Origin of the sequence: Thermoactinomyces sp. CICC 23799 (assembly GCF_016055145.1) — a bacterium.
Classification (GTDB): Bacteria; Bacillota; Bacilli; order Thermoactinomycetales; family Thermoactinomycetaceae; genus Thermoactinomyces; species Thermoactinomyces intermedius.
In genome coordinates this window covers 211,495-227,308 of sequence record NZ_JAECVV010000004.1, presented here as the reverse complement: position 1 = coordinate 227,308, position 15,814 = coordinate 211,495, and the positions used below count along the sequence as shown (strand labels likewise).

Annotated in this window: 16 protein-coding genes; 7 read left to right on the top strand and 9 right to left on the bottom strand. The window is 43.6% G+C overall.

The features are described 5' to 3' along the window. Nucleotides 1-174: 174 nt before the first annotated feature. Genes I8U21_RS07260 through I8U21_RS07250 form a run of 3 tightly spaced genes read left to right on the top strand, consistent with a single transcriptional unit; the run spans nucleotide 175 to nucleotide 5,802 of the window. The gene (locus tag I8U21_RS07260; RefSeq protein ID WP_198053590.1) at nucleotides 175-1,671 is read left to right on the top strand and encodes a class I SAM-dependent DNA methyltransferase; all 1,497 of its coding nucleotides are present in this window, start codon (nucleotides 175-177) and stop codon (nucleotides 1,669-1,671) included. Next, nucleotides 1,664-2,875, top strand: coding sequence for a restriction endonuclease subunit S (locus tag I8U21_RS07255; protein ID WP_198053589.1), 1,212 nt, complete (start codon nucleotides 1,664-1,666; stop codon nucleotides 2,873-2,875). Before I8U21_RS07260 ends, I8U21_RS07255 begins: the two co-directional genes overlap by 8 nt. Next, on the top strand, nucleotides 2,872-5,802 hold the full coding sequence (locus I8U21_RS07250; protein WP_198053588.1) for a type I restriction endonuclease subunit R: 2,931 nt from the start codon (nucleotides 2,872-2,874) through the stop codon (nucleotides 5,800-5,802). The genes I8U21_RS07255 and I8U21_RS07250 overlap by 4 nt, the downstream gene beginning before the upstream one ends. Before the next feature lie 24 nt (nucleotides 5,803-5,826). On the opposite strand, the gene I8U21_RS07245 is transcribed toward I8U21_RS07250, so the two are convergent. Then, nucleotides 5,827-6,555: a M48 family metallopeptidase gene (locus I8U21_RS07245; protein WP_198053587.1), complete on the bottom strand. Its 729-nt coding sequence runs from the start codon at nucleotides 6,553-6,555 to the stop codon at nucleotides 5,827-5,829. A 112-nt stretch (nucleotides 6,556-6,667) separates the two neighbouring features. On the opposite strand from I8U21_RS07245, the gene I8U21_RS07240 reads away from it, so the two are divergent. Then, nucleotides 6,668-7,201: a tyrosine-type recombinase/integrase gene (locus I8U21_RS07240; RefSeq protein WP_370526895.1), complete on the top strand. Its 534-nt coding sequence runs from the start codon at nucleotides 6,668-6,670 to the stop codon at nucleotides 7,199-7,201. Nucleotides 7,202-7,462: 261 nt separating this feature from the next. Next, the gene (locus I8U21_RS07235) at nucleotides 7,463-7,666 is read left to right on the top strand and encodes a hypothetical protein (protein WP_099233669.1); all 204 of its coding nucleotides are present in this window, start codon (nucleotides 7,463-7,465) and stop codon (nucleotides 7,664-7,666) included. 771 nt (nucleotides 7,667-8,437) lie between these two features. On the opposite strand, the gene cas2 is transcribed toward I8U21_RS07235, so the two are convergent. Both cas2 and cas4g/cas1g read right to left on the bottom strand, forming a co-directional pair. After that, nucleotides 8,438-8,731, bottom strand: coding sequence for a CRISPR-associated endonuclease Cas2 (gene cas2 / locus I8U21_RS07230; protein ID WP_198050757.1), 294 nt, complete (start codon nucleotides 8,729-8,731; stop codon nucleotides 8,438-8,440). A gap of 9 nt (nucleotides 8,732-8,740) precedes the next feature. Beyond that, on the bottom strand, nucleotides 8,741-10,408 hold the full coding sequence (cas4g/cas1g, locus tag I8U21_RS07225; protein ID WP_198053586.1) for a CRISPR-associated endonuclease Cas4g/Cas1g: 1,668 nt from the start codon (nucleotides 10,406-10,408) through the stop codon (nucleotides 8,741-8,743). A gap of 165 nt (nucleotides 10,409-10,573) precedes the next feature. Here cas4g/cas1g and I8U21_RS07220 point away from each other — a divergent pair, with 165 nt between their 5' ends. After that, nucleotides 10,574-10,981, top strand: coding sequence for a hypothetical protein (locus I8U21_RS07220; RefSeq protein ID WP_198050759.1), 408 nt, complete (start codon nucleotides 10,574-10,576; stop codon nucleotides 10,979-10,981). A gap of 11 nt (nucleotides 10,982-10,992) precedes the next feature. Next, nucleotides 10,993-11,820 carry a hypothetical protein gene (locus I8U21_RS07215; protein ID WP_138614931.1) on the top strand — a complete coding sequence of 276 codons (828 nt, stop codon included), beginning with the start codon at nucleotides 10,993-10,995 and terminating at the stop codon, nucleotides 11,818-11,820. Nucleotides 11,821-12,686: 866 nt separating this feature from the next. Here the strand turns inward: I8U21_RS07215 and I8U21_RS07210 are convergent. From I8U21_RS07210 to I8U21_RS07185, 6 genes are all read right to left on the bottom strand, one after another. Next, nucleotides 12,687-13,415 (bottom strand): N-acetylmuramoyl-L-alanine amidase family protein, encoded by a 729-nt coding sequence (locus I8U21_RS07210; protein WP_198053585.1) that lies wholly within the window; start codon nucleotides 13,413-13,415, stop codon nucleotides 12,687-12,689. 1 nt (nucleotide 13,416) lies between these two features. Beyond that, nucleotides 13,417-13,896 (bottom strand): HNH endonuclease, encoded by a 480-nt coding sequence (locus tag I8U21_RS07205; RefSeq protein ID WP_198050762.1) that lies wholly within the window; start codon nucleotides 13,894-13,896, stop codon nucleotides 13,417-13,419. After that, nucleotides 13,893-14,102 carry a hypothetical protein gene (locus I8U21_RS07200; RefSeq protein WP_198050763.1) on the bottom strand — a complete coding sequence of 70 codons (210 nt, stop codon included), beginning with the start codon at nucleotides 14,100-14,102 and terminating at the stop codon, nucleotides 13,893-13,895. The genes I8U21_RS07205 and I8U21_RS07200 overlap by 4 nt, the downstream gene beginning before the upstream one ends. 5 nt (nucleotides 14,103-14,107) lie before the next feature. Beyond that, the gene (locus tag I8U21_RS07195; RefSeq protein WP_198053584.1) at nucleotides 14,108-14,416 is read right to left on the bottom strand and encodes a hypothetical protein; all 309 of its coding nucleotides are present in this window, start codon (nucleotides 14,414-14,416) and stop codon (nucleotides 14,108-14,110) included. Between the two features lie 35 nt (nucleotides 14,417-14,451). Continuing rightward, nucleotides 14,452-15,198, bottom strand: coding sequence for a PIG-L deacetylase family protein (locus tag I8U21_RS07190; protein ID WP_198053583.1), 747 nt, complete (start codon nucleotides 15,196-15,198; stop codon nucleotides 14,452-14,454). A gap of 285 nt (nucleotides 15,199-15,483) precedes the next feature. Further along, nucleotides 15,484-15,810, bottom strand: a complete 327-nt coding sequence (locus I8U21_RS07185; RefSeq protein WP_198050767.1) for a hypothetical protein — start codon at nucleotides 15,808-15,810, stop codon at nucleotides 15,484-15,486. Between the last annotated feature and the right edge of the window lie 4 nt (nucleotides 15,811-15,814).

Here is a 15,814-nt window from a genome sequence, read left to right as displayed (position 1 = left end):
GGGTACTCCTTTCTCTGGAATGTGTTGTGGTCCAAATCAGAGAATACCCTACCTTTTTTCTTTTGTTCTAGCAAAATGCTTTACACAAAATTTTATACATCATCTTCAAGACAAATCCTTATATCATCTGTAAAATAAAATTAGACCATATTTACTACTCACAGGGGGTACATGATGGAATTGACAACACAAAAACTAACACTGCAACAACTTGAATCCCATTTATGGGAATCTGCCAATATACTACGGGGGTCAATCGATAGCTCCGATTATAAAAATTACATATTCGGTCTATTGTTTTTGAAACGACTAAATGACGTGTTCGTCGAAACTGCGGAGCGCATCGAGCGCGAAGAAGGAGAAGACTACGGATGGTACGACCGCGACGAGCACCAATTTTTTGTGCCGGAACGAGCGCGCTGGTCGTATATCACCTCTCTTACTCAGGACATCGGTGCGGCAATCAATAAGGCATTCGAAGAACTGGAGGAGGAAAATCCATCCCTCGAAGGAGTCCTTGCGAGCATCGACTTTAACGATAAAGAAAAACTGCCGGATAAGCTGCTAATGCAGCTGCTTCAACATTTCAGCAAAATCGATTTGCGCAACGAAAACTTATCCGATCCGGACATTCTCGGACGCGCTTACGAATATCTCATTAAACAATTCGCAGATGATGCAGGGAAAAAAGGTGGAGAGTTCTATACGCCTTCCCAAGTTGTTCGTCTAATCGTCAAACTCATTAAACCAGAAGAAGGGATGCGTATATGCGATCCGACGGTCGGAAGCGCGGGAATGCTTATTCAAGCTGTTGACTACATCAAAGAAAAAGGTGGTAACCCGCGTAACCTCACACTACATGGACAAGAAAAGAACTTAAACACATGGGCCATTGCAAAAATGAACTTACTTTTGCACGGCTTAAGCGACCATCGCATTGAAAAAGGTGATACGATCCGAGAACCGAAATTGTTGGATGAAAACGGAGAACTACTTTTATATGACCGAGTCATCGCCAATCCGCCGTTTTCGTTGAAAAACTGGGGACGCGAGGAAGCCGAAGCCGATCCATATGGCCGTTTCCGTTTTGGTTTGCCGCCAAAAACCGCGGGAGACTATGCGTTCGTCCAGCATATGATCGCGACTCTCAATCATCGGGGAATCGCTGGAGTCGTCATGCCGCATGGCGTTTTGTTCCGTGGAGGCGCTGAAGGGAAAATTCGCCAAGGTATTCTTGAAGAAGATTTGTTAGAGGCAATAATCGGTCTACCAGCCAACTTGTTCTATGGAACGGGTATTCCAGCATGTATCCTTATTCTAAATCGCAACAAAGCGCCGGAAAGAAAAGGACACGTGCTGTTCATTGACGCATCGCGCGACTATCAAGAAGGGAAGAACCAAAATGTCCTTCGTGATCAGGACATTGATAAAATCGTATCTGCCTTTGAAAAATGGGAAAACCAGGACAAATATTGTCGCGTCGTTTCTCTCGAAGAAATCAAAGAAAATGACTACAACCTAAACATCGCACGGTATGTCGACGCCACCGAAGAAGAAGAACAAATCGACATCGCTGTAGCTCTTCGCCAACTCCGTCAGCTAGAAAAAGAGCGGGAGGAAATCGAAAAAGTGATGTACGGGTATTTAAAGGAGTTGGGGTATGATGAGTGAAAAGTTAGAATGGCATGCCGTAACTTTAGAAGAAATTGCTGAAATAACAGGTGGAGGAACACCAAAAAGAGAAGTTCACGCATACTGGAATGGAAATATTCCATGGGCTACTCCAACAGACATTACAAATAATAAAAAAGTAATTGAAAAAACTGCTGAATATATCACTGAAGAAGGATTAAAAAACAGTTCTGCTAAACTACTACCCGCAGGGACTGTATTAATGACTAGTCGAGCGACTATTGGCTATTGTGCTATCAATACTGTTCCGATGGCGACTAATCAAGGTTTCGCAAATTTTATATGCAAAAATAATGTCTATAATCTTTTTTTGCTCTACCTTCTTACATTCCATAAGGACAATTTCGAAAAACTTGGTTCAGGTAGTACATTTAAAGAAGTAGCTAAGAGCACTTTAAAATCTTACAGAGTAGAAATCCCCCCCCTTCCTGAACAACGCAAAATCGCTGCCATCCTTTCCACTGTAGATGAGGCGATTGAGAAAACAGAAGCCATCATCGAGCAAACGGAAAAAGTGAAAAAAGGACTGATGCAGCAACTCCTTACAAAAGGAATCGGACATACGAAATTTAAAAAGACGGAGATTGGCGAGATTCCTGAAGAGTGGGAAGTTAAGCGTTTGAGCGAAATCTCCTTAATAAATATGGGTCAGTCACCGAGTTCTGCTGTATGTAATGATTTAGGGGAAGGAATCCCATTTTTCCAAGGTAACGCAGAATTTGGTATGAAACATCCAATTCCAAAGAGATGGTGTACTGAACCAACTAAATTAGCGAATAAAGGGGATATTCTTATAAGTGTAAGAGCTCCTGTTGGTGAGCTAAATATTGCTAATCAAACATGTTGTATAGGTCGAGGATTAGCGGCAATTACTCCAACCAAAATTAATAATGATTATCTTTATTTTGCAATGCAAATTTATAAATCTAGCCTTTTAAAAGTGTCACAGGGAAGTACTTTCACAGCAATCAATAAACAAGATTTACATAACCTTCTTTTACCCGTACCATCTTTAATTGAGCAAAAGAAAATTTCGGCAATATTACTGTCCTTGGATTCAAAGTTTGAAAAAGAAAAAAAGAAGTTGAATCAACTTCAATTTATGAAAACAGGTCTCATGCAAGTCCTTCTCACCGGCAAAGTCCGAGTGAAGGTAGATGAGGACGAGGTGACGTCGTCGTGAGTTACGAATGGGCAAAAGAACGGCCAGTTGAACATCGATTAATCAAGCAATTAGAAGGACTAGGATATACGTACATTCCAGGACATGAGCTCGATTCAGAGCGCATGTCCCATCGGGATGTCGTGTTGGAGAAACGGTTAAGACAGGCGATCCAGCGCCTGAATCCGTGGATTGACGACATCAACCTCCATAAAGTCGTGCGTATGGTAACCCATATCAACGCCGCGAGCGTCATGGAGGCTAACGAGAAGTTCTATGACATGGTCGTGAACTATGTGTCCATCCAGCAAGACCTTGGGAAAGGGAAGAAAAGCCAGACGGTCAAGTTGATTGATTTTGACCATCCCGAAAACAATGAATTTTTAGTGGTGAATCAATTGAAAATCAGTGGTCCGATGACGACCATCATTCCGGATGTCGTCTTGTTTGTCAACGGTCTGCCGCTTGTCGTCATCGAATGCAAAAGCCCGACAAAGCCGCATCCAATCAGCGAGGCAGTCCAGCAATTGCTTCGCTATCAGCAGGAGGCGGAGCGTCTTTTCCACTACAACCATGTCGTTGTCGCGACATGCAACGAACAGGCGAAATTCGGGTCGATCGGCGCGAGACTGCGACACTTTGGAGAATGGAAAGACCCATATCCGCTTAAACCAAGCGACATCGGCGACAGCCCGACGCGTCAGGACATCTTGGTCGCGGGCATGTTCCCGAAAAAGAATCTGCTGGACATGATCCAAAACTTTGTTGTCTACGAGGCAGAAGGCGGCCGCACGATTAAGAAAGTCTGCCGCTACCAGCAATTCCGCGCCGCCAATAAGGCCGTCGAACGCATTTTAACCGGCAAGACACCGAAGGAACGGGGCGGCGTCGTCTGGGCGACGCAAGGGTCCGGAAAAAGCTTGACGATGCTCTACCTGTCCGTCAAACTGCGCCGCCTCAAGGAACTGCGCAACCCGTCCATCGTCATCGTGACAGACCGCACCGATTTGGACGAACAAATCACGAATACGTTCCGTCGCTGCGGATTCCCGAACCCGCGGCGTGCCGAAAGTGTCCGGGATCTGCGTGACTTGCTGCGGACAGCGACAGGCGCAACCATCATGACGACCATTCAAAAGTTCCAGGATCACGTCGACGACGGGGGTGACCTGCTCTTAAATGACGCGGACAACATCTTTGTCCTCGTTGACGAGTCGCACCGCACCAATTACGGGGGACTAGCGATGAACATGCGGTCGTCGCTGCCGAATGCGGTATATATAGGGTTCACGGGGACGCCGATTGACAAAGAAGACCGTAGCACCGTCCAAACGTTTGGCACGTACATTGACACGTACACCATCCAGCAGGCTGTCGAGGACGGGGCGACAGTCCCGATCTATTACGAAAGCCGCCTGCCGGAATTACGGGTCGAGGGCGAGTCGCTGGACGCGATTTTTGACCGCGTCTTTCAAGACTATTCGAAAGAGGAACGGGAGCAGATCAAGAAGAAATACGCGACAGAGGAGGCCATTATCGGAGCGCCGCAGCGTATTCGCCGGATCTGTCTCGATATTATCGAACATTACGAGAAACATATCGCACCAAACGGCTTCAAAGCGCAAATCGTCGCGATCAACCGCGAGACCGCGGTCCTGTATAAAGAAATTCTCGATGAACTCAACGGTCCGGAGTCGGTCGTCATCATTTCCGCTAACAACAATGACAACGACCGATTGAAAAAATACCACCTGACCAAAGAGCAGCAAAAGCACTACATCGAGCGCTTTAAAAAGCCTTTACATGAGGACAAGCTGGCATTCATCATCGTGTGCGATATGCTACTGACGGGGTTTGACGCGCCGATCGAGCAAGTGATGTACCTCGATAAACCGCTAAAGGAACATAACTTGCTCCAGGCGATCGCAAGAACGAATCGGACCTACGACAAGAAGACATATGGTCTCATCGTCGACTATTACGGTGTGTCCGCGTTCCTCAAGCAGGCATTGGCCATTTTTAACCCAACGGACATCCAGGGAGCGATGACGTCGATCCAGTCAGAGATACCGCGACTGCAGTCGCGACATCGCGCCGCCATGCGCTTTTTTGACGGCGTCAATCGCGACGACATTGAGGCGTGCATGAAAATCTTAGAACCCGAAGACGTGAGACACGCCTTTGACCGGGCGTTTAAACGCTTCTCTGAAAGCATGGACATGATCATGCCGCATCCGGAGGCAAAACCGTATTACGAGGACCTGAAATTTTTAGGGAAAGTGCGCCAGTACGCGCGCAACCGCTTCCGAGACGAGCAGATGGACATCTCTGACTGCGGGGAAAAAGTGAAGCAGCTCATTTACGACCATATTTACGCGACGGATATTAAGGCGCTTCACCGTCCCGTCAGCATCCTCGAAAAGAATTTTGACGCCCATGTTAAAAGTTTAACGACGGACGAGGCGAAAGCGTCGGAAATGGAGCACGCGATCCGTCACGAAATCAAAGTGAAAATCGAGCAAAATCCGGTCTATTACACATCGCTGAAGGAACGTCTCGAACAGCTCATTCAGGCGAGAAAAGAGAAGCGAATCAATGATGCCCAGCTCGCATTTGAGTTGGAAAAATTGATTGAGGAGATGCGCGGACAATCTAAAACTATTGAAGAAGAAGGGCTGACGCCGCAATCCTATCCGATTTTTCAATTGCTGCAAAAGGAATGGACCGATCAAGAAGAAGAGAAAGAACGGCTAAAAGAAATCACCCAGATCATTGTGGAACATATCGAAGGCCTCGTCGTCATCGACTGGGTTAACAAAGAAGACGTCAAACGCGAAATGCGTAAAAAAATCAAGCACCAGCTCCGGACAAGCAAATGCCCGTCCGATAAAATCGAGGCGCTTGCTCAGCAAATCGTTGAACTGGCGGAAATCCATTACAAAAAATAACGCACCCTTCATGGGTGCTTTTTTCTATATCGTTAGCGTCGGGCCGTTCACACGCAGCCATTCTTTACGTTCCTCATAATCCGGCAAAATCGAACGTACCAGATTCCAAAAATTTTTCGAATGATCCGCGTAACGCAGATGGGCTAATTCATGCACAATCACATAATCAAAAATGCGCATTGGGGCCAGAAAAAGACGCCAATTCAAATAAATCGCTCCCTGTGGTGTGCACGTTCCCCAGCGAAACTTCTGCTCTTTTACCGCAAGCTTCGCCGGCGTTACCCCTAGACGCTGTGCATAACGTTTCACCCGTTCTTCCGCTTTCACCTGCGCCCGCTGGATATACCAAGATTTTAATGCTTCACGAATCATAGGCACATGCTCTATATCATCGGCTGATGTTGGCGTTTCAATATAAAATTTCCCTTGATGAAATAACACTTTTACCTTATCGATATCTTGATTTTGTTTCACCTTAATTCGATAATACCGCCCTAAATACGGTAATTTCTCTCCACTAACAAATTCTAACGGAGCCGGTGGTCGCTTAATCTTATTCAAAGAGTTCCACTTATCTAAAATCCACGTTGCCTTCTTACGCAAAACTCGGTTTATTTCTTCCAGAACTAGATGATCGGGAGCTACCACTGTAACCCCCTCCATCCACTCTACAACAATAGAAATATCTTCCTTCCCTTTCACCTGCTGCAATGTGTACTCAATAGCTGTCTTCCCAAACTGAAAGGTAGGCATAAAACACGTCCCCCAAAATATCAAGTGATACCCCTATTATACAAGCCAGTTATCCACTTTTTCACTGGATTTATCCCCCAAAATCCCACTGCATAAATACCGATGCGTCCATGTGATCATTTACCTTCGTACATACGCGTGTCTATGTGTTGAAGAAATTTCCAATTTGAAAATAACAGACCTGAATCTCGAGTTAAAACGAATTCGTATTGTAGACAAAATAATGAAAGTAGTACCTATCTCGGAAGATTTTATTAGCCGAACTAGAGGATTAGTTGAAGTTTCGAGTGGGAATGGCCAAAAAAAGAAACTTTATGTTGCAGCATCTCCATATGTCTTTTATAGTCAACGATCACTGAAATTCTTACTAAGGGGAATGCAGCGAATGATTGAAAGCTACATCCTACCGAATAAAAAGCTCACGCTCCATATGTTCCGGCATACATTTTGTAAGTGGATGTTAAAAGCGACGAACAACGATATCGAGAAAGTGCGGAGACTCGCAGGTCATAGCAATATCGCTACAACATCACGATACAGCTCATTCGTTAAATCTACAATTTCTTTTCTTCGATCATTAGTTTCTTCTTTGTTCATACGATTTTTTTACATAGCAATATATTATTTAAAACTATGTTCTAAATAATCAATAAAACAAAATCGATAATCCTTTTAAGTATAGAAACTTATTTCTTTACCTTTTCAATTAGTTTAATCAAGAACAATATATAGTAGTTTCTCACCAAAAAACCATACTATATATAGTTTATTTATAGTCAATATGGCATGGTGTAAATAGGTAAATATTCTTAAACGAAGAAAAAATAACCAATATTTTAGACAATTTCTTTATTTTTTCGAAAATCATTCATATAAATTAATAATGAAATGAAAGGAGGGAGAAATTATGAGTAATACTACACTCGTTACATTACTTTTTGGGCTAATAATGGGGGTAGCTGGAAGTGCCTTGTATGATGTGATTAAACACTTAGTCCAGCACCCCGATACACCCATTAAGAATGCTCTTGCTCTGCCACAAACAAGAGTACTGAAAGGGTGTATTATTATTAGCCTGCTTGTTGTAATGTACACATTAGTGAAACTGTAATACCTTTGTACTCTTTAACTTTTGAAACCTGTGAAACTCAACTTTTTACTTTCGGCTACTCGATAACAGAGTAGCTTTGTCTATTATTCTATTATTCTTCCTTTAAAAGAAATATTAGCATAAAAATTGATCCTCATAAAACATTCATCATTGTGGACAAGATTTTTAGCAACTATACATCTTTAATGTATGATGTAATTCAATGAATGATGAGAGACAAAACCACAAAAAATCAAGGAAAAATTTTACATAGATGAATAGAAAGAAAAACCGTTTTCGTTATATATGAAGCTTCCCGCAGACCGTCCGAAGAGCGCAGGTCCTTTACGCGCATAACAAGCAAAAATTACAATGGGGTATGGTGAAAATATTTTCCCAAATGATCCTTTATGTACAGGTTAAAAAAGAGGAAAATCCTTAAAAAAACTGGACTGCGAGCAAGGTGGGGGTATTTTGACATACGAAGGTGCTCGATCATGTATAGTTTGTGTTTCGAGAATAATTGTTATACAAGTTCCAATCATTATGGTCTTTACTTTGACTATCGCTTTCGATAACTCAAGTCTTTATAATACAATAATACTTTCACATGATTAAAGGTCTTGCATGCAGCAAGACCAATAAAGTACGTATTAAAATATAGTGATTCTGTGGTATGTGACGACTCTGAATCGTCCGTGGCACACGCACAGTAGACTTTTGCCCTATAGGCATTTTTATTATAACATTTTTCTGATGAAAAAGAAAAAGCATTTTTAAAACTGTGGTAAATTAAAAAACCAACACTCGTAAATCTCTAGGTGCATAATCTCGGCCTAATACAGTGATTTTCCTTTCCAACTGATCGGATGTTGTTGTTCCAATATCTACAAACATTACTTGATCTTGTTGATGATGAATCACTTGGTCCAATCGATACTTAAGTTCTACTTTTTGCTGCTCGGTCAACTGGCAGAGAAATACCGAGTATTGAATGTGATCCCCCATCCCTTTCATGATTTTAAATACTTTTCTCCAGCGTTTAGGTTCTGAGATATCGTAACAAACTAAAACATGGTAACGCATTTTCCTCACCTATCGAATCATAAATGGACGATACTCTGAAAGCTCTCCCTCGAGAAATCTGGCCAGTAGGCGAACTTCAAGATCGAGAGTCCTTCGGTAATTAATTTTGTATTGAAAAAGAGGGTGGGTCACAGTATCATGCATTCGCCGCTCATATGCAGCGAAAAATCTTTTTTTCGGTTGTTGTTTGAGCTGACAGTTTTCAGAACTCCAATAAAAGTCGTCATGCTGAATTTCCAATGTGTTCATTACTCTTATGACAACACTATCCACGATAACAGGGCGAAATGCTTCCATTAAGTCCAATGCCAATGAAGGTCTCCCGGGTTCGCTCCTGTGGTAAAAGCCAAACAATGGATCCATTCCTACATTGATACAGGCCACCATGAAATCTCGAACCAAAAGCGTATATCCCAAGGATAAGAGAGCATTGACAGGGTCTTTCGGCGGCCTTCGATTCCGTCCATTCATCAAGGATACTCCATCTACGACAGGAGATTTGAGCATGGTGGGAAACGATTCAAAATATAGTCTCCCTGCGCGTCCTTCAAGTCCGCGCAACGTCTCTATATCTGTAGCAACCAATGCTTTTTCTTTGAGGAGAGCCAATTCTTTCAATACTTGATTACCAGGTTTTCCATTGCGGCGCAAAAGCGTTCGTTGATTAGATAATTTGGAATGGACAACCCAACGCGCAAGCCGAAGTGAAATTTCAGGGTGTTGGAATTGAATAAATTGCTTTTGACGCAAGCGAATATTTTTGGTCGTCAGCGGCTGGGTTATTCCAATCAGTTTTCCGTGACTGGATAAATAGCTGACTGTAATACCACTGGCCATCAATGTATGGATAAGTTGCGTGGAGCATTGGACGTTTCCCATCACCGTTACATGAATCAAGTCTTTAATGGGGATTGTCTGGGTATCTCTTGAAGGTTTTGTGATTGTTAAACAATCCCCACTTTTCCCAAGCTTTGTACCGTGTTCCGATACATATAACACGCCACCATCTGGCCGTTCGGGAACAATCCTGCGAACTTGGGTGGCTGATCCCGTAAGATAGTTAGTTTCGTCAGGAAGACAAATATAGTTCAAAGAACACCGAAAACATTTGTTGGAATCTTTCAACGGCTTGGGAATTTCTTTTTTCGTTAATTCCTTGGCTAATTGGATGTAATCGAGCGTGAGACGAACCAAGTTATCTGTGAACTCGACTTTGATTTTCTTTTTATTTCCTCGATAGTATAAATAGCCAAAATCTGAGGGATAGCCGTTTTTCCGAAGTAATAAGCCTTGGGCACAAATTTGTATTTGGTCATTAGGCCATGCCGTGGGGTCCAATTGGTAATCATTCACGATAAATGGTTTGGAAGGGGTAGGAGACGAAGAATGTTTCCATTCCAACGGTGCCCACTTGTTATTTTCAACAAGCAAAGCATCCAGCCTTCCCGTGATGTTTAATTCCTCGTCTCCTAAGTACAAGCTGCGAGGGGCTTCACCCCATAGATCATCAGGCACGTTTTGTTTGATACGTAAACGGGATTCACTCTTTTGGTGCTGAAAGGTTCCTTCTATAGTATCTGCGTTATGTTCAAATAATCCTTGAACGTGCATCAAGTAAAAGAGACGTTCACAATACTGGATTTCGTTCAACATACGAACAGGGATCGCAGTGGACATTGAACATCATTCCTTTACTACTGCCCCCACTTCTCTTGATCGGATCACCTGCTTTAACCGCGATTGAATGATTGCATTGACTCGAGACCAAAAGCTGAATGGTTTCCTGAATTTAAACAGGAAGAGATCGCGCTGAAGACCTATGAAAGATTAAGGTCGACCGGATTGGATAAGGAGGAGATCGATACATTTGCTAAAAATACAGGACTTAGTGTAGAAGAGGCAAAACAATTAAAATCACACTTGTTTTTGACGGAACATGTCAACTTGGCAGAAGAGAACGGGAAGTATTATTACAAAGGATATTTTAATCCAGATATTCACATTGCATATGGGTGGGAACAAGCTCTGAAAAGGGAACTGACACCAGATGAAAAAGCTTGGTTCCGACAATTGGCTGATCATGAACTGGCAGAAAGCAAAATGATGCAAGAAGGGATGCCTTATCGGGATATTCAGTCTTTTGAGCCTGGTAAAGGGTTTACCAAAAACCCACCAGGTGCTCATGATCTGGCTCCAGCCCAACCAGGAGATTTTCCAGGATTTAAACCAAATTTAAGATTGATATTTTGAGGTGGGAGAAAATGGGGAAATTCTTTGAAGCTGCGAGAAGTCGAATTCGTATGATTAATTGGGATTATGAAGATGTATATAGGCCTTCACATGAATTATTACTTAAGGAATATATCCGAAGAGGTAATCAGTTTTTGGATTTTATTAATAAAAATCCTGATCGAAGAATTGCGGTTTTTAGTGCATCTGATGCAATAGACGCTAATTTGCCTATAGATATTGAAGAATACTGCACGGAATTAAACGAAATATATGGGACTGCATATTCAGTTTGTACGTTTTATCTGGAATGGGCTTACTTGTTAGACCAAGAGGAGCCCGTAGCCCTTAAATTTTATGATCTGTATGAACCAATCATAAAATTGTATGAAAGGGGCGGGAGAATTAGTTACAGAGAAAATTTTCTCATGTGTGGGTCTTCTGAGTGGCCTCGAAATTCTGCGCGAATTCTTCGTGATATACCTCCAATTGATATCCAGGATGAAGCCTTGGAAAAATTTGATCGCGAGTGGTTTAAGGAAAAAATAACGAACGAAGTGATGAAATATGACGCAGGAGGCCAAAGGGTCGAAAAATTGGTCACCTACATCTTGGAGCGATTAAGAGATTACAGTCATACTTCCAGCAAAGAGATCATGATCAAGGTTGAGTTGGCTCGTTGGCTGATGAAACATGGAAATCGAGCCGTTCACTACTTAGGAGAAATTCAAAAGGAACTAATGGAATTCACGATTGACAAGAATTTGGAAAAGTGGTTGCCAGAAGAGGAAAAGAAGAATCTGGCTTCAAACATTAAGCAAACATTGGAAGATCTGAAACGCTTGAATTTGGAAACATAATCGAATGAACCACTGTTCAGTTAAGCGGGGGTTTTTGATTGAACTAAAATGAAATGAATCTGGTACGAAATCCCGTGTAAATTACCTCGGTCAGAAAAGTCGGCGCTTAACCGATGCGTATGACTTTGGGTCGGGGTTTTTCTTTAGCTTTCCCCCATTCTAGTTGTTCGGCCATGTCACGATACTTTCTTCCGCTTGCCCACTTTTCTCCCATGAGAAGCTCCAACCACAAAACCTCCTATGGTTATTGTATATATTGGAGGTTCACAGACTTTTCCGTTACACAAGAAATCTTATCGAGCGGATTGCAAATGCCCATTAAAAAACATTAGGTTAAGACCCTCTCCGATCACCCTGAGAGTCTTTTTGCTTTTAGACGCAGACTCTGACGATAATCCCCTTCCTTTCTGCTTGCGAATGTTTGTTTGAGCAAATAAAAAAAGGGCCATCCCCGAAGGGAGGCCCATAAATTTTGAACAATGTTCTTAGTTTGTGATAATGAAAATCGCAACAATAATTAATACGAGCCCAATCACAATTGAGAAGATACTTGTAAAATACCAAGGCAATTCTTTTAACAAAGCCAATAAGATATCGCCAAAAGTATAACCGTACTTTCTAGTTTTCCTATGTTTTTTATCATTATAGATAAAACCGTATAACATAAAAAAATACCAAGAGTCAAAATAATGATCTGAGGCCAATTCAATCCGATCGCTCCTTACCATTCTGCGCTTGTGTAACAAGGATTTTCTTCTTTCTTTATTAGAAGATAGCCAGCCGTAGTGGCCAGCTATTTCTGATTTATTTTTCTTCAATGTGCTATTCGATCGCACAATTGTCAACGGGAGTAATTCGAATCACACTTAATCTCGTTGAAACATTTCAATCTTCTTCACTTGCTTGTTTACAGCATCTTCGACAGCTTGTGTGATTTTCGAGACATAAGCAGTATCTACAACGAATTTTCCAACTGCAAAGATACGATACATCGGTTTCGGTTGCGGCTGGGTCTCGGGAACATAGCGCACGCCGAAATACTCGCAAATTCCTTTGGCCGTCGCGACCGCAAAGGCTTTCTGCACTTTCGGATCGATCATTTGCGCCGCTTCGTCCAATCCCGGATCATCCATGAAACCATACTCAATCAATACGGCAGGCATGCGGGTTTCACGCAGGACATGGAAGTTGGCGGTTTTCACGCCGCGGTCTTTACGCTTTACGCCGGATGCCATCAAGTGGCGATGGATGATTTGGGCAGCTTTCTGGCTCTTGGTGCTTCTGGGGTAGTGGAAGGTTTCAAGACCTTCCCCACCTCCGGCATTGTAATGGCAGCTCACATAGAGATGTGCCCCGGCGCTGTTTGCTTTTCTAGTCCGTTCGCTCAATGGCGTGTCAGCATCGGTTGGGGCCACCAAAAGAGTCCGGAAGCTGCAACGCTCCAGCTCCTTGTCCAACAAGGCGACAACTGCCCGGTTGAATTCGTTCTCATAAATGACTCTTCCCCCTAATTGAGGGATACGAGGAGTTCTTTTCCCTGGCGTCGGCGTTGGTTTCAAACCATGGCCGTCACACAGCGCAACCAAATAACTCATTTCACTTTGCCTCCTTTATGAATCGTCCATATTTATCTCGTTTTCTTTTCAAGATGTAAGGATGCTCTTTGTGCATATGACATCGAACGCATACAATACGCAAGTTTTCCAATGTGTTGTTGTTTCTGTTCCGATCAATGTGGTGAACCTGAAGATTTTCGGTTGTTCTACAGTAGTAGCATTCATTAGGCAAATATCTAAAAGCGAGTTTTCTATACTTCTTTATCGGAATCGGTAACTGCTGATCCTTTTTTACAAAACGCCCAAACTCATCTTTGTATTGGTTTTTAGGACGTGACAACCCCATTTGTTTGATGCGATTAAGCACCGATGTTTTGCACATGCCAAGCATTTTGGCTATCTCTCTGCCGCTATATCCTTGAGAGTAAAGTTCTTTTATAACCTCGTTGATTTGTTCGGGATATGCTCCAGCACGTCCGACATACGGTTGAAAATCAAAATCAAAAGAGAGCGGGTTCATTGTTGCCCGCTCTCCTTTTTCTTCTCAAACGGATTAAATGCAAAAATGCCCAGCGCGACCCCAAGGCCAGCGAGGGCATTCAAAATTTGTTCCCATTGGTCCCATTGCTCCGGCGCGATCTCAAGCCCCAAAGCGGCGGTGAGCACTTTCAAAAACGAAAAGAGATACACCCATACGCGCGGATCTCTCAGTTGTTCCCAATTCATGAAAATCAACCTCCTATCGGTATTCCAGCCAAAATAAAAAGCGCCGAGATTACGGCAAGGATGACACCTGACACAACAGTTTTCCAAAACCAATCCAATTGGTTCTTGGTTTCTTTCGCAATCTCCAAAGCTTCATTTGCCGCCGCCAAAGCTTCCCGGCTCCGTTCGTCGATTTCATTTGAATCGGCGATTTTTTCCTCAAGGTGCTCCAGTTTCGATTCCATCCGTTGGAGTGATCGGGATACCACTTGGATGAGATCATACATTTCTCGCTGGGTGATGACGACGCCAGATTTGACCTTTTTTTCGCCCACCACCTTCCCCCCTTTCATCTTGACCCTTTTATTTTTTACTGTCCTGGCATGTGCAGGTAGTGGAACGGGTTCGCGACAAACTTGTCAAACTGTCCGGCAACCGAGTGATAGCCGACCGCATATGCTCCCAAAGACGGAGCCCATGCAGCATAACAACGGCAAGCGTTGATGGCCTTCTGTTTGATTGTGTCGTCCGTGGGCACATCCTTCCATCCACCGCCCGGAATCGTTGCCCCGCGGTTTTCATAGTCGGTCCGTGTGGCCATCGAAATGATAAAACGGACATAGTATTGGATCCGCCCGTCGTTGTAGAGGTCCAAAAGGGCTTGGCCCACATTTGCGTGATCCGGGTGGATGTCGTGATAGCTCAGGGTATAGTGGTCAGCGTCAGGATACAGATTGATATATTTTTTGATGACCGCTTTCGCTTCGTTATAGGTCAATGTTTCCCCCGTCGCTAGATTGTCCAGATACTCGATGTGGCGATGCTCCGGAGGAACCCCCAGTTGGCCACAGGCATGATTGAATTCATTGATGCGAGCTTCGGCCAACGTGTCTTTGGTAAGCGGTACATAGCCTTCAATCTCAGGGTTGTGAGTGGCTTTCCAATAGCCACTATAGGTTGTACCGTTGATGGCATTGAGGGCACCTGTCACCCGCCCATGCGTCATCAATACCACATGAGTCGGACGGCCAGCGGCCACATGTTCAGCGATTGTGATTCCCATGTTCAAAGTTTCGTCGTCCGCATGCGGTGCGTAGAAAATCACTGGTCTGCTCATTGGCGATTCCTCCTTTGGCAAATAAAAAAAAGCGCCTTATGCGCTTATTTGGTCTCGAATATCTTGATTTCTCAGGTCGTCAGTGACCGGATCACCAGGTGAAACTGGAACAGAATCGGGCAGAATCAGGAATTGATCCATCCCTGAAAACATCGTGCCGATCCCATTCCACTTGAATCAAACGATGTTTTTGTTGGCGTCATATTCAACCTCGGTGATTTGTTCGAACACTTCCAGCACTGTACCATCACGGGTACAGCTGCAATATTTCATCTGATTCACTCCCTATGGCACATAGGTGATTTCAATCTTGGCGCTATCGTCGAAAACAGCGTAATAGTCATCGGTGGTGTTGTTTGTATACAGCCCCATGCCTTTGGCCAGACCGCTGGAAAAGTAGGAAAACCAACTGGACGGCAAATCCACCCATTTGGCTTCCCCGACTTTGAATGTGACATTGAGGGCCGGAGCCAATACGGACGGTTGTCCTCCTGGTTTGGATGCATGACCGTGCATCCGGAGTGTAATGGTGACGGTCGCGTTTCCGCCGCTCAATCGTTGGAGATACGTCCGGATCCGCTTGATCGTTTTCCCCGTGACCGTGCTAGACATGCCG